The 14553-nt window shown below is 39.7% G+C and carries 14 protein-coding genes and 1 tRNA gene; 2 read left to right on the top strand and 13 right to left on the bottom strand.

Translation table 11 applies throughout. The features are described 5' to 3' along the window. From ACY10D_RS04830 to ACY10D_RS04795, 8 genes are all read right to left on the bottom strand, one after another. Positions 1-93: transfer RNA gene (locus ACY10D_RS04830), tRNA-Ser, on the bottom strand. Between the two features lie 129 nt (positions 94-222). Continuing rightward, the gene (locus ACY10D_RS04825) at positions 223-1401 is read right to left on the bottom strand and encodes a mandelate racemase/muconate lactonizing enzyme family protein (protein ID WP_486999644.1); all 1179 of its coding nucleotides are present in this window, start codon (positions 1399-1401) and stop codon (positions 223-225) included. A gap of 6 nt (positions 1402-1407) precedes the next feature. Continuing rightward, positions 1408-2073, bottom strand: a complete 666-nt coding sequence (gene grxB / locus ACY10D_RS04820) for a glutaredoxin 2 (protein ID WP_486999643.1) — start codon at positions 2071-2073, stop codon at positions 1408-1410. An 80-nt stretch (positions 2074-2153) separates the two neighbouring features. Next, a complete protein-coding gene (locus ACY10D_RS04815; RefSeq protein ID WP_486999642.1) occupies positions 2154-3017 on the bottom strand; it encodes a LysR family transcriptional regulator in 864 nt (287 codons plus the stop codon). 98 nt (positions 3018-3115) lie between these two features. Next, on the bottom strand, positions 3116-4042 hold the full coding sequence (locus tag ACY10D_RS04810) for a methylenetetrahydrofolate reductase (RefSeq protein WP_486999641.1): 927 nt from the start codon (positions 4040-4042) through the stop codon (positions 3116-3118). Next, positions 4032-5213, bottom strand: a complete 1182-nt coding sequence (locus ACY10D_RS04805; RefSeq protein WP_486999640.1) for a trans-sulfuration enzyme family protein — start codon at positions 5211-5213, stop codon at positions 4032-4034. The genes ACY10D_RS04810 and ACY10D_RS04805 overlap by 11 nt, the downstream gene beginning before the upstream one ends. Beyond that, complete coding sequence (locus ACY10D_RS04800; protein WP_486999639.1) at positions 5200-6003, bottom strand: amino acid kinase family protein; 804 nt, start codon at positions 6001-6003, stop codon at positions 5200-5202. Before ACY10D_RS04800 ends, ACY10D_RS04805 begins: the two co-directional genes overlap by 14 nt. A 2-nt stretch (positions 6004-6005) precedes the next feature. Continuing rightward, positions 6006-7226 carry a trans-sulfuration enzyme family protein gene (locus ACY10D_RS04795; protein WP_486999638.1) on the bottom strand — a complete coding sequence of 407 codons (1221 nt, stop codon included), beginning with the start codon at positions 7224-7226 and terminating at the stop codon, positions 6006-6008. 533 nt (positions 7227-7759) lie between these two features. Between ACY10D_RS04795 and ACY10D_RS04790 the strand changes: the two genes are divergently transcribed. Beyond that, positions 7760-8008 carry an HP1242/YdcH family protein gene (locus ACY10D_RS04790; RefSeq protein WP_486999637.1) on the top strand — a complete coding sequence of 83 codons (249 nt, stop codon included), beginning with the start codon at positions 7760-7762 and terminating at the stop codon, positions 8006-8008. Between the two features lie 23 nt (positions 8009-8031). Here ACY10D_RS04790 and ACY10D_RS04785 read toward each other — a convergent pair whose 3' ends face one another. The 5 genes from ACY10D_RS04785 to ACY10D_RS04765 form a co-directional block, all read right to left on the bottom strand. Then, positions 8032-8523, bottom strand: a complete 492-nt coding sequence (locus ACY10D_RS04785; protein ID WP_486999636.1) for a hypothetical protein — start codon at positions 8521-8523, stop codon at positions 8032-8034. Positions 8524-8531: 8 nt separating this feature from the next. Next, positions 8532-9206 (bottom strand): complement resistance protein TraT, encoded by a 675-nt coding sequence (traT, locus tag ACY10D_RS04780; RefSeq protein WP_486999635.1) that lies wholly within the window; start codon positions 9204-9206, stop codon positions 8532-8534. A gap of 33 nt (positions 9207-9239) precedes the next feature. Next, positions 9240-10349 (bottom strand): cell division protein ZapE, encoded by a 1110-nt coding sequence (gene zapE, locus ACY10D_RS04775; RefSeq protein WP_486999634.1) that lies wholly within the window; start codon positions 10347-10349, stop codon positions 9240-9242. A 9-nt stretch (positions 10350-10358) separates the two neighbouring features. After that, entirely contained in the window at positions 10359-11852 is a 1494-nt protein-coding gene (locus tag ACY10D_RS04770) for a glycosyltransferase family 39 protein (protein WP_486999633.1), read from the bottom strand. An 80-nt stretch (positions 11853-11932) separates the two neighbouring features. Continuing rightward, a complete protein-coding gene (locus ACY10D_RS04765) occupies positions 11933-13249 on the bottom strand; it encodes an MFS transporter (RefSeq protein ID WP_486999632.1) in 1317 nt (438 codons plus the stop codon). 297 nt (positions 13250-13546) lie between these two features. Between ACY10D_RS04765 and ACY10D_RS04760 the strand changes: the two genes are divergently transcribed. Beyond that, positions 13547-14458: a hypothetical protein gene (locus tag ACY10D_RS04760; protein ID WP_486999631.1), complete on the top strand. Its 912-nt coding sequence runs from the start codon at positions 13547-13549 to the stop codon at positions 14456-14458. The last annotated feature ends 95 nt before the right edge of the window (positions 14459-14553 follow it).

Below are 14553 nucleotides of genomic sequence, written 5' to 3'. Positions count from 1 at the left end.
TGGCGGAGAGGGAGGGATTCGAACCCTCGATGGAGCTATTAACCCCATACTCCCTTAGCAGGGGAGCGCCTTCAGCCTCTCGGCCATCTCTCCGCGGTACTGCGACAATTTATCGACTTGACCTTGCTATGTCAAGTGGTTAATGCCGATATTTTGAAATCGAATAGAATCAAATCAAAAAACATAAAAATAGGTTGTTAATTATGCAGTAAAAGTGGTGATTTATTTAATGATCATCTTAGGAGATTTCATTACCACTTCATCGTTTAATTCGATCCCAAGCCCTGGCGTTTCTGATACTTCAAAGAAACCATTCACCGGTTGTGGGTCTTGTAGGCAAAGCTCGCGATTAAAGTCTTTTAAGGCATAGGTGTGATGTTCATGGATAATAAAGTTAGGGATGGTAGTTTCTAAGTGTAAACTAGCAGCTGTTGCTATAGGGCCCCCACACACATGCGCCTGGATTTTGACATCATACATATCGGCATAATCGCAGATTTTTTTTGTTTCAGTTAGACCGCCACATAAACCAATATCGGGCTGCAAAACATCAACGGTTTGCTTCTCAAGATATTCGCGTACACCATGGCGTAAATACAAGCGCTCACCCGCAGCAATTGGCACATTAAGTTTTTGCTTAAGTGGTTCATGCAGTTTACTATTTAAATAATTAACAGGTTCTTCAAAGTATAAGCAGTTAAATTCTTCTGCAATCTCACCAAGCTGTAGCGCGGATGTAAGGCCAGGTAAGCTATGGCATTCAAAAATAATATCACCATTTTCACCCAATACATCGCGAATCGCCTGCATGCGGGCATGAATCAAATTTAAGTGATCACGGCGAAATGGTAAGGTGCAGTCATAGATTGTATCCCCCTTGTGATCAAACATCATCGGATCAACTTTAACTGCATCATAACCTTCAGCTACTGCTTTTTCAGTTGCTTTGGCATAGTCTTCGGGTTTGAATAAAGTCTTACGCTCATAACAATCCCAATCAAATTGCAATTGACTGGCGTAAGTACGCAGTTTTTTATTGGTTTTACCACCCAGAAGTTGATAAACCGGTAAACCAAGGGCTTTACCTTTGATATCCCAAAGTGCGGTATCAATCGCGCTCATTGCCGAATAGACTACAGGTCCGCCACCTAGACCCCAGAAGCTCTCGCGTAGCATACGATTCCAAAGATGTTCAGTAGCAAATGGATCAACTCCTAATAACATCTCCTTGGCAAACTCTTTAATCATATGTGCAGCAGCGGAATGCCCAAGATCATAAGCAAGACCTGCTTCACCGACTCCCGTTAGCCCCTCGTCGGTATGAATGCGTACAAACACGGGTGACCACGCTAGACGCTTGGGGCAGTGAATATCAAAAATTTCAATTTGAGTGATTTTCATAAGTTACTATCCTTGGTTGAAGTTAGTATAAAGTCCAATATCTGTTTCATGCGCTAAGTGTTTGACATAGCGTTTAATATTCTCAGGAATATTAATAAGATGACTAATAATACCTAGGTTACGCAGTATTGGAAAAATCATAATATCATCCCAAGACAATTGGTTGCTGCTAGCATAGGTGTATGTCATAAGCTGATCAAGTTCACTCAAAATTGCTTGTGTGCTTTCAATGACAGCATCTGGAAAGCGTAAATTTGCCTTAAAGCAACCAATGTACTTTTCTTTCTTACGCTCAAAATAGTCTTTCGCACTTTGCGTTGGGAAATCTTGTTGATTAAGTGGATGATTCAAAAAACTTGGGTAGACCAGTGATTTACTGGTATTACTTAGCAGTGTCGTGAGTTCAATCAGTTTGGTGTTTGTAGTGATCTCATCGCTTAAGATTGGCTTGTTGTCAAAATTATTGAGATATTGACAGATATCCAAACTTTCAATCAAAAAGCTACCATCATCCTTTTGTAAAAAAGGCACTTGTTTTTTGCCAATGAGATCAAAGTGAGACTTCTCATCATCATTGGCAAGGTAAATTAGTTCAAGTGGAATATGTTTTAGCCCTGAAATAATGCGTGGACGGATACAGAAAGGGCAGTGTTCATAAATATAAAGTTTCATATCAATAGTGTATTTAAGCAATGGAGTAAGCTATTGTCCACAAAAGCACTGTAAATCACAATTGTGATCAGCAGGTAAATTTACTTTTCAAAATACTGTTGTGCTTGCTCTACTAACCAATTATGCACAATTTTTTTATTGGCAGTATGCCGGTGCGGCTGATTATCAACTAAGTAATAGTATTGCGATAATGGCAAAGGTTCTTGCCAAATACTAAGGCGTTTGTTTTGAATTAATGCGTGCACAAGTGGCAAGTGCGTAACAAAGCTGCCCAGTCCATTTTCAACGGCTTGAAGCGCATGAATAGTTGTGGCAACAGATATTTTTTTGCTAGGTATTGTTAAATGCGTAGACTCACAAAAAATCTGCCAGTCTTGTTCACGCAAGGGGTGATTTACGACAATCGCAGGACTCTTTTTTATCTCATCGGCTTTAATGATCTGCGGGTTGTAGACAAGCATCAGTTGATTCTGCCATAGCTTAACTGCTTTACTGGCTGGATCCTCTAATCCTAGTTGAATGCTCAAATCAGCATTATCGACATCATGTGCTTTTAACTCAGTTGACGTCATCATATTGAGATTGATATCTGGATGTTTTAGGTAAAGATCACTTAATCGTGGGATTAGCCATTGTACGGCAAGTGTTGAAAAAACGCGTAATTGTACCGTATCTTGATTAAGCGGTTTAATCTGACTTGTTGCCTGCTCAATGTGAATTAGTGCTGCTTCGATTTCTTTGTAGTAGCGCATCCCTTCATGTGTTAACTCAACATGCTTAGTGTCACGGTTAAAAAGCGTTGTCCCAAGATACTGCTCCAGTTGTTTAATTTGTTGGCTAATCGCGCCGGCAGTAAGATTAAGCTCGGCAGCAGCCTGAGCAAAATGCTTGTGCTTGGCAACAGCAATAAAATAAGGCAAGGACTTTAATGGCGGCAATTGCATAAGAAATCACGATTGTCATTGATTTGTCATTGATTTGTGATTATGGTACGTCGAAAGCCTATAACTGTAAAGCTAAGTGATTAAAGTGATTAAAGTGATTAACGAGATGCTAATTGGGTAATGCTGATTAGCTCAGGAGCTTGTTGATTCCTCTGGCTTTTTTGCTGTGCCAAAATGCTTTGCAGTTTCGAGCTTTTAGCAATCACGGCATTGGTTGCAGACATTTGATTCAAAGTATAGAAATGAAGCCCATGCACGCCAAGGTCAATTAAGTCATCACACAATTTAGCGACAACATCACTGGCAAAGTCTTGTAGTGCCACAGGATCATGTGCGTAGGCGGCAAGATGCTTATCAAGCCACTGGGGGATATCAGCATGACAAATTTGTGAGAAGCGCTTTAAGCCTTGATAATTGGCGATGGGCATAACTCCCGCCGTAATCGGAATAGTGATTTGATGATCATGACACATTTGTAAGAAGTGATAGAAGGCATCAATACTATAAAAATATTGCGTAATCGCATGGTTGGCGCCTGCGTTTATCTTTTGTTTTAGATTATCGATATCCTCTTGTAAAGTCTTGGAGCTAGGATAAAACTCAGGATAGGCTGCAATCGTAATATCAAACTGCTCACCACTGATTTGGCGAATATAATCAATTAATTGATAAGCATAATTAAAGCTTACTTTGGTTTGTCTTTGAATATCTTGTGGTAAAGCGCCACGAACAACAACAAGGCGATCAATGCCAAGCTTAATATATTCTTGCAAAAGATTAAAAATCGCCTGCTTATCAAGGTGAAAGCAGATAATGTGTGGCACGACATCAATATGCTGTTGACGTAAATAGCGAATAAGCGTTAACGAGTTAGCGTAAGACTCTGAGCCGCCAGCGCCAAAAGTGACGGATATGTATTTAGGTGCATGAGGCTTTATCTCATCAATCGCTTGGTAAAGCTTACCATTGTCAAGATGAGCTTTAGAAGGGAATAGTTCAAAACTAATATGACTGTTATTTGGCATGGTACTCACTCGTAAAAGATGTTGTTATTTCATGGTCTAAGACTTTCTCAAGATCGGCAATGAGATCGTCAGGATCTTCGATGCCAATAGATAGTCGGATAAGACTCTCTGGAATATTGCGCTTACTGCTATCAATTGCGGCATGCGACATCTGGCAAGGCAGACTAATGAGACTCATTAAACTGCCAAAGCTTACTGAAATAGTAAAAAGTTGCGTCTGATTTACAATGTGTTTAGATAGTTCAAATGATTCAGTAGTAAAGCTTAATACCGAGCCAGATCCTGAGGCTTGAGCCTGCATAATATTATAGTTTGGATGTGTTGGTAGTCCTGCATAGTAAACTTTAGTCACTTTGGGGTGGCTCTCTAGAAATTGTGCAATTTTAAGCGCGCTTTGCTGTTGACGCTCAATGCGTAAACCAAGTGTTTTAACCCCTCTTAATAAAAGCCATGCCTGCATGGGGTCAAGCGCATTACCGTTAGCATTTTGTAAGAATTTAAGCTCTTTGGCTAAATGTTCATGATTAGTGACAACAATACCTGCAGACACGTCGCTGTGTCCTGCTAAATGCTTAGTCGCTGAGTGAATCACAATATCAGCACCAAGCTCCAGCGGCTTCTGTAGCCAAGGTGATAGCAGGGTATTGTCTACGACAAGGATAATATTCTGCGCTAGCTTTGATCTTAAGGCGTTGATATCGGTTATTTGCTGGAGTGGATTGGTTGGTGTTTCTAGTAACAACAACTTAGTATTTACCGTTAATGCTTGTTTTAATGCTTGCTCATCATTGAAGTCAACGTGCGAGCATTGAATATTAAAACGCGTTAGCACCTTGTGAACAATCCGGTGTGTACCACCATAAATGTCGGTGCCAATAATGATATGATCGCCTGCGTTTAATAGTTGCAGCACACAACTAATAGCTGCCATGCCACTACTAAATGCTAGACCATATTGCGCATTTTCAAGCTTAGCAATGTAAGCTTCAAGGTACGCGCGTGTCGGATTGCCACTTCTTGAGTAATCATAGTGGTTAGCAGGATGCTCAGCATCATCTTGGGCGAACGTAGCCGTTTGATAGATCGGTAAACTGTTGGCGTGATATGGGTCGTTATTGTCAATTTCTGGATGAATAAGGCGCGTCCACTGATCCATATTATGCAACCTCATAAATATTAACTTGACGTGACAATTGAGCGGCTTGTCTTGTTTCTAATGTGCCAACGGTTGTGTAATTATTGCCATTGAGTTTGCCAATTTGAAATGTTAAGCAATGCGCTTTAGCCCAAGTAATCGCTTGCGGTTGAATGACTTGTGTTGCTTTTTCTTTTGCGCAGTCATAGGTGAGTGTCTCGTAGCGAATAGCATCTTCAAATTTATTGGGGTCTAAATGATAAACGCCATCAACATCTTTTAGTAAAATACAACGCTTGGCTTGCAATTGATGCGCAATAAAAAGGGCTGTTAAATCCGAACCACCTCGCCCTAAAAGGCAAGGTTCATTGTCTTTATTCTCGGCAATGAAACCCGGTACAACGATGGCTTGTTGTGTGTTTAATAGCTCATGAAATAATGATTGATTGATATGAAGTGGAGTGGCGTTGGCATAATCACCTTCAGCAACGATTGGGTTGGTGATGAAATTGCCTTGGACTCCTTGCTGTAGTAGTGCTTGTGTCAGATATGCGACAGATTGTAGTTCACCCGTGGATAGCAATAAAGCACGCGCTTTGGCACTGGTTTGATTGTTGCTTAGATTAAATGCATTTTGATTACCTTCTAAAGCATCGGTAGTGTTGCCAATAGCCGAGACAACTGCAATAACTTTATAGCCTTGATCTACAAAGCGTTTTACTTCAAAAGCAGCGTCTTGGACGTGATCAAGAGATTCAAGAATGGAGCTGCCAAACTTAAGCACAACGACTTCGGCTTGAAAACTACTACAGCGATATTGTGTCATGATTAAGATACCTTTTGTTTGTTTTGCTTATTTTGCTTACTTTGTTGTTCGGTGGCAGCAGCTAATGCTTGATCTAGGTCCTGAATGATATCAAATGGATCTTCTAAGCCAACAGATAATCGAATTAAACCATCATGAATGCCAAGGCGTTTGCGCTCTTCTGCGGCAATTGGACCATGCGTCATCGTCGCTGGATGGGTGATTAAAGTTTCAATCGCACCGAGATTCTCAGCTAACGCGCAGAGCTTAACCGAATTAATAAAGTTTATTCCATTTTGAATATCACCTTTAAGCTCAAAGGCGAGCATTCCACCGTGTGCGCCTAGGTGTTGCTTTTCAGCTAGTGCATGCTGTGGGAAGCTATTTAAACCAGGATAGTAAACGCTTTTAACTGCCTCGTGTGTTGCCAGAAAACGCGCTACTGCTAAGGCATTGTCAGAGTGTTGTTTCAAACGAAGTGGTAATGTCTTAATGCCTTGTAAAACAAGCCATGCCTCAAAGGGTTTTTGAATTGATCCTAAGCAGTTGCGGGTATATCGAAAGCGCTCGTTAATCGCTTCATCTTTAGCGATTAACGCACCACCAACAGTCGCGTTGTGCCCATCAATGTATTTGGTGGTCGAATAGATACTAATATCTGCCCCTAGATCAAGTGGTTTTTGCAGTGCCGCCGTCAAGAAAGTGTTATCCACTGCCAATAGAATATTATGTGCATTAGCAATATCAGCGATTGCTTTGATGTCAGTTAATTTAAGCGTTGGATTAGCGGGTGTTTCAATTAAGATTAATTGGGTATTATCAGTAATCGCATGTTTGACATTTTGTGGGTTGCTACTATCAACATAGCTTACCTCAACGCCAAATTTTTTAAGTACTTCATTGAATAAGCGTACGGTGCCACCATAGACAACATCAGAACAGACGACATGATCACCCGCTTTGAGTAAAGTGCAAGCAAGTGCGCTAATAGCCGCCATGCCTGTGGCAAAGCATGCGCTACTTGGTGCTTTTTCAAGCTTGGCAAGCTTCTCTTCTAATACGCTCACCGTAGGATTAGATGAACGGCTGTAAGTGTGCCCTTGGTGATTGCCTACACTTTGTTGTTGATATGTAGTTGTTTGGAAGATAGGTGTTAATAAAGCGCCATTATTTGGATCTGCTTGGATGCCTGAATGGATGCATTGTGTGGTGAAGTGCTGCTCATTTGTAAATTGATTTGCCATGTTGAACCTCTTGAAGCTATTTTTCGCGCTTGGGGTCGCTGGCAAGGAGCCAGTGCCTTTAAAATCCTAGGCACTGGAATTGGTGTTTAAATCGCTTGTTCGCGCTTAAGCAAACGACTTAAACCCAACCTCGACAACAGCGCCTAGGTTGGGCATCATCATTCGTTTGTAACAAGCGTATTTAAGCATAATGTCTTCACGAAAAAATTAACAACTTGAACTTAAGCTAACAGAAATTTTTAAAGACTGTCAATTAGGATTTGCATTTTTTTGTGATTTTTTATTTATGCCATGGTTGTGGATGCAATTGATGAAAAAGCGGTATCTTTTTATAAACAGTTTGATTTTAGGGAGTTTCACTCGGAAGCTCGTCGTTTATTTTTACCACTAAAAAATATATAAAAAGATGACATAGATCATTGTTTTTGGATCTATTGATATTTTTTGCTATAAGCGTGCATGACGCCTAGTTTTATGATTGTTAGACTCAAACTGGAAGTTTGTAATATTAATCATAAATGTAGGAGTCAATAATGTTAGAACACCACCCGCTAGTTAAAGAGTTTCCAGAGTATGCTGAAACAATCCATAATTTAAAAGAAACGGATAATCACTTTCACAAACTATTTAATGAATATGAAGCGCTTGATAAGGAAATATTTAGAATTGAAGCCAATCAAGAAGCAGTAACAGATAATGAGTTAACAAATCTTAAAAAGCAGCGTCGCCGTGTCAAAGATATGCTTTACAACCAAGTGTTACAAACAAAAGAAGTGGTTTAGTCCTTAGTTATGGTCGTATTTACTTAGGCTTTTTTGATTTCTCGAATATAAAATATATCACCCTTATCATGATAGATATTAACTAATTGACCTTGAGCAATTTGGTTCTTGTCATATTGGTGAATAAGGTATTTTTTGCCATCACTTTTATTTTCTACAAGATAGCTGTACAAGTATTGGTCATGGTTTTTGGCATAGCCGTAAATAGCGCCACTGCCAGCACCAATGGCGGCACCTCCAGCGCCTCCTGCTAAGGTTGTTACAGGAATCAAAGGTGCTGCTAAACCAAAGGTTACAATGGTTAAACCAATGCCAACAATTGCTCCAGTCACTGCGCCGGCACCTGCGCCAATCGTACCAATAACGGTTGAATCATGGCCAACCGCGTGCAAGACGTCTTTTTTCTCGACTTTCATGCTATTGAGAACAGGGCCGCTGCCAATCGGTTGATGAGCGCAGCCTGTTAGCAGAAGCAAAGATATAATAAGGCTTAGGGTTGCTGATAAATATCGCATGTGATTTCCTAGGCTGTGGTTTGTTGGATAAATAATCCTGAAATGGCGTCAGATAAACCAGTGACAAGTAGTGGTTTAGCGCTATCAAATGCTAGATTTACACGATTTGCCATGCTAAGAATTCTTGTTTTATCTGTGATTGTATTGTCTTTGAATTTTTGACTGAGCTTAATGTCACTAATCACCGTATAGGTTACGTCTTTGACAAAATTATCTGTCACTGATGTGGCAACACCACCTGCAACACCGCCAACAACGACATTTGCACCACCTGTGGCAGCAATAGCAACGCCGGATACTACACCCTCTAATGCACCACCATAGCCTTCAGACATCATCTCTTGTGCTGCGGTTTTGCTTTTTTGACCGACTTGTAGAATGTTGACTTGCAAAATAAAAGAAGCTTGTTGTGGATGATTAACAATAGTGTAACCCTTCGATTCAAGACGCTTTAATAAAGCGCTTTTAATAGAGAAATCTGGGTGATCTGTGGTATTGGTTAGCATGATAAATATTGTTGGCTTTAAATCAACAGATTCAGGTGACAAAAAGACACTATTGCTCATAAGCGTTTGGGTTTCTAAGTTACGATGACTAACGGCAGTACCAATTGCAGCGCAACCACTAAAAAGTGTGATCGTTACTAAAATGAATAGGGTTGAAATTATTCTTTTAATGTTCATTTAATTGTCTGTTTAAATTTGAAGTGGACGATTCTAATAAGATTCATTTAAAAAGACAAGCGTAGTTTTACGTGTGTTTGTTCTTTGCTGATGCTGTTGCTGCATCTCGTATAATCTGCTTTTAGTACGTTCAAATTCAAATTTAAGTTTTTCACCTTGATAGATGTCATTAAAGTCAGCATCCGCTGCGATAATAACGTGTTTATCTTCATCATAAAACTCATCGATCATGGCGATAAAACGTCTGGTCTCACTTTCATATTTTATCGTTAATATGGGCATATCACTGATATAGATGGTATCAAAACGTTTGGCAAGGGCGATATAGTCACTCACACCGCGACCATCACCGCAAATACTAAAGAAATCAAACCAAATAGCATTTTCATCAACGGCTTTGACTTTAACAAGACGATCTTCAAGGATGATTTCAGTATCATGCATTACATGAGTTGATGCGCTTTGTTTAAAGCGATTGGCAAGATCAAGTGTGGCTTCTGGTAAGGGGTAGAAGTAGTTTTGATTATGCGCTTGTGTTAGTTGTCTGTAATCAGTGCCGGAATCAAGATTAAGAACGGTGACATGCTTGATAAGGCAGTCAATTGCCGGTAAGAAAAGCTCGCGTTGTAAGCCACCTTGGTAAAGACGTTGAGGGGGGATGTTTGAAGTGGCGATAAGGGTAATGCCAAGTTCAAATAATTGTGTGAAAAGACCACCTAAAATCATCGCATCTGCAATGTCTTCGACAAAAAATTCATCAAAACAAATTACGCTATATTGATCAGCAATATTATGAGCGACTTTTTGTAAAGGATTATTTTGACCTTGAAAGCTACGCAATGATTGGTGTACCTGTTGCATGAAGTGATTAAAGTGCAAGCGCGTTTTATTATCAATAGTTAGCGCATCATAGAATAAATCCATGATAAAAGTTTTACCGCGACCAACGCCACCCCACATGTATAAGCCTTTGATTGGGTCAGGCTTCTTTTTAAATAAGCGCCAGGTCTTAGATTTTATTGAGACTTGCTCCTTAACTTGCGCAATGACTTGCTGTAAATAGTCAATTGCTTGTAATTGCAATGGGTCTTCATTGTAGTGATGTGTATTGAGATAATTTAGATAACTGTCGCGTAAAGTCATATGGTCACACTATGGCTTTGGTGGTAAAAAAGCGATTTGAAAGCGCATCGGTTGTTGATTGGTCTTGGCACGTTTCCAAGGGATTTCTTGATAAGGTGTGATTACTAAATCAGGGTATTGTGCTAATACCTCTTTTGGAAATGTAGTAGTGCCTTCCATTTGTGGCACCAAAATAAACACCGCGCCTTTCAAGCGTAAGTCATGCATATCAAGTGCAGGATTAAGTTTAGGATCAAAAGCAATAAGCGCCATTGGATGGTCTTTGGAATAGCGGGTGATATAGCTAATCGGTTTATTAAAGCCCGCTATATATTCAAGCTTGGTGTTATAACGTTGGTGCCATTCATTGGTGACGATTTGTGCGATTTCGCGTGCCGGATAATTGGCGCTACTGGTTTTACTGCGAGATAATGAAACACTATAGCCTATAAGTAACAAAAGGGTAATAAAACTGGCCATAGCAATAAGGCGTTTGAGTTTGCTCATGGTTAAAACAGGTTTGGTTAGTGCAATGAGGATAAGGCTCCATAAGCTTAACAATGGGATGCCCCACATCGTATGGATATTCCAACCGCCAATGATTGAAATAAGCACGGTAACAAGTGTCGGGCCAAACCCAACTAAAAACAAGAATTTGGCGTTAAAGGTGTCAATGTTTGTTTTACTATTGAGCGTTGGTTTATTTTGGGTTTTACCTGCAAAACCAAATAAAAATAAGGCAACAGCGCCCATGAACGTTCCAATTTGTGCGAAAAAGAAATGTAGCGCATAGACAAAGTGTCTTTGCAATACGCTTTCATGAATATGGCTATCAACTTTATCCATTGAGTAGTGAATCGTTATAAAACCATAGTTCATAAGCCACATGATATGAGGAATACAAATAACAATTAAGATGGTTAAGCTTAGATAAAGCTTCCAGTTAATTAAGTGGCGATGGAGTGATTTTTCAAAAAGGATAAAAAGCAGCATAGTAACTAAGGGTACAGCAGTATAGTATTTCGCCATCATCGCAAGACCTGAGATGATGCCAAGTAGTACCCAATGCTTCAGGCGATTTGTGGTGGTGCTGCGATAAAAATATAAAGCCATTAACGGCCAAAGTCCAAGCTCACAGGCATTGTCATTAAAGTCAATAATCGCTAAGTTATAGTATTGAATGGCAATAAGAATAATGGCAGCAAATAGTGCTAAATAATCATTTTTAAAGATCAATCGTCCCAAGCGCCAAATTGACCAAAATGCAATAAGCGCCATCAGTTGAGAGAATAAATAAACACTCCAATCATGGTTGCCGCTAATCAAGAGTGCGACCTTAGTTAATAGCGCATTTAACCAAGGGTCGCGTGGATAGCCCCATTGCAGCGTATGCGCCCACATTGCCCCTTCGGTGGCATCCATTGGTGTGACAAAGCGCATAATTGACGGCGCGAGCGTCCATAAAAATGCGTAAGTGAGGAAAAAGATCCAAAATAAATGGCTAGCTTTGATTGTTGGTTTCATTGCGTCTTGCATTCTTGTCTATCATGGCAATGCGCACCATCATAGCAGAAATAACGTATCAGAAAATGTTTTTATTAGTGTTAGACATCATCACTTTGTGCTTCGTTGTTATCTTTAACAAAGCATAATAAGACAAAAGACAGAATCATGCTGAGTGTCAAAATGGAGAATGCCATATGGTAAGAAGAAACATCGAAGTGTTTGATAGCATTAGCGGGTGCCAAACCTTGTGCATACTGCACAATTTGTCCAGCGCTATTGATGTAATTACCCTGCCATGTAAGCTCAAGAAAATAACCAATAAGAGGATCGAAAATCGCGCCAAAGATAGGCTCGCCCGTGTTGATTAAAGCAGCAACAGTAGCAGTTACAACGATAGGGTTAATGCGTCGACCAATGGCAAAGCTCAGCATATAAATGCCGAGTGAGAAACCAAAGATAAATAAGCAGATAGAGGCGGTTAGTGGTGTGGTTTTTACTGTGAGAACAAGCGCAAGGCTAATGGTGGCTATAACATGGAAGCCTAGCATTAAACGCTTGGTGTTATAGTGTTCTGATAGTTTGCCAATAATTGGTGAACCAATAGCCATACCAAGGAAGATCATCGAAATCATGCCTGCTGCATGCTCAGTTGACACACCATATTGCTCACGAAAATAGTTGTTACCCCAAAGGCCGGCAAAGGCGTCAATCGCTGTGAAGCTTAAGCCTGAATAAAAGGTTAATAGCCAGTTATTGCGATTGAACAGTACTGTTTTTATTGATACCCACTCAAGACTGCTGTCCTTGGTGGAGATGTTTTTTTGTTTAGGGTTATGATCACGGACGATGAGAAAATATAAAAGTGCACCAATAAGCCCAATAAAAGCGCAGATTACCAATGCCTTTTGCCAAGAGCCTGTATGTGAGATCAAATAAGATAATGGTGCTTGCCCAATGATCGCACCTAGCATCGCTGCAGTTGCCAAGAAGCTTGAAACGAAGGCAAAGCGTCGCGGGGAGAACCATACTGAAACTGCTTTGATATAACTAACCGTAGCAAAGGAAATGCCAACGCCAATCATAATGCGCCCAAGATAGCCAAGCCATAAATCACCGTGATTAGCGCCATAAATAAATACCAGAAGCCCGAATGCTGAGCTCACCAATGATAGTGAGCTAATGATGCGAAAACCAAATTTATCCAAAATCACCCCTGAGAATAATTGGGTAATAACAATGGTCCAAAAGGTAATAGCAACTAACGACCCTGCTTCAGCTGGAGAGATGCTAAAAGACGACATAATGTCATTGGCAATAAGGCCTGGGAAAACCTGCATAATATATTTATAAAATAGTAAAAAGGCGCTTAGCACCACAACGAAAATAACATAACCTTTGATTTTATGAATTGCCATATATGTTAAAGGGGTTGACTAGAGGTGAAAATATATTAACGATTTGACTGAAAATTAAAAGTAAAGTGTTAGAATTTATTGGTTTGTTAATAGGCATTGCTAAAAGTGAGAGGTATGGTATGTAACTAACTGAAGAATATACCGCGCGTAAAATGATTTGTGGGCGGTATGAGTTGAACTATTTTTACCTAGCCCTTTGAGGGAGAGGTCGCGTAGCGTAAGCTGCGCGGGTGAGGGGGATTTAGGTTTAACTTAGGTGGATTTGTATTATGAAGGCAAAAAATAAGGACAACGGCAATGAGTCAACTTTTATCACATGAAGCAGAATATTTTTTTAAACTTCACCGATCTTTAATGGATTTCACCAACAAAAAATATGCTATTAATTCTAGGTTAAAATCCGTGGAAGATTTTCAGGACTTAAGTCATGATGAATTGCAAGGCGCTATTCCTTCGATAAGAGATAAAATGTATGCGGCAGCCAATATAGAAGAGTTCTGTGATAGAAACCCATATAACTTTAAGGAAGAAGATCTAGACGTTATCCGTCAGTGGCGAGGTAAGTTGGTGACTGATTGCTTTCTCATGAAGCATTTACGTGATCACTCGGTGGTGATGGCATCACTAGGCGCAAATAAAGGCACTAGATTATATGGCATTAAGGGAATTAGCCATAGCTTAGAAGATTTTTTTCCAAAGCATAGTTTGCCTTATCAGGTGAACTTTATATTATTGCCATTTTTGGAACATATTATCTATGATGGTTTTATTAGTACTTATAGCATCCATTTTGGTTCAAACATGCGCCGTAGCTTTACCAATGAATATAATCAAATCAAAGCCATAGATGGTATTTACTCTAAGTACTCAATAGGTGATGATTTGGCAAACCCACCAAAGACGGCAGCGATTAAAGATATTATTGCACATTATATTAAAGAAGCATTGGATCAGGGCGAGTTTCCGCATAAGGCATTAGGGTATGCTGAAAAGCATAATGAAAGGACGGTGTTTGAAAAAGAATACACGGCTAGATATATAAAAAATGATAAGAAGAATCTTAAAGCCAATCAGGCTTTGCCCAAAATGCACTACGGTGCATACCGTGAAACAATTATTGCAGTACAGCCAACAAAGAAAGATTTATTAGCGTTTTGCCAGCAATATTATCCAGAGATTGTTGATTACATTACGGTTTTTTCGGTGTGAAGATATTATCAAAGAAATTAAAATGCGAATCAAGGGTTGAATAATAATCAAAAATAAAGTTTACGAGTTGCCAATCCATAATTTATTGTGTTAAT

The organism is Cysteiniphilum sp. (assembly GCF_057495195.1).
The sequence above is the reverse complement of the archived record's forward strand: the minus strand, read 5'-3'. Positions and strand labels throughout refer to the sequence as shown.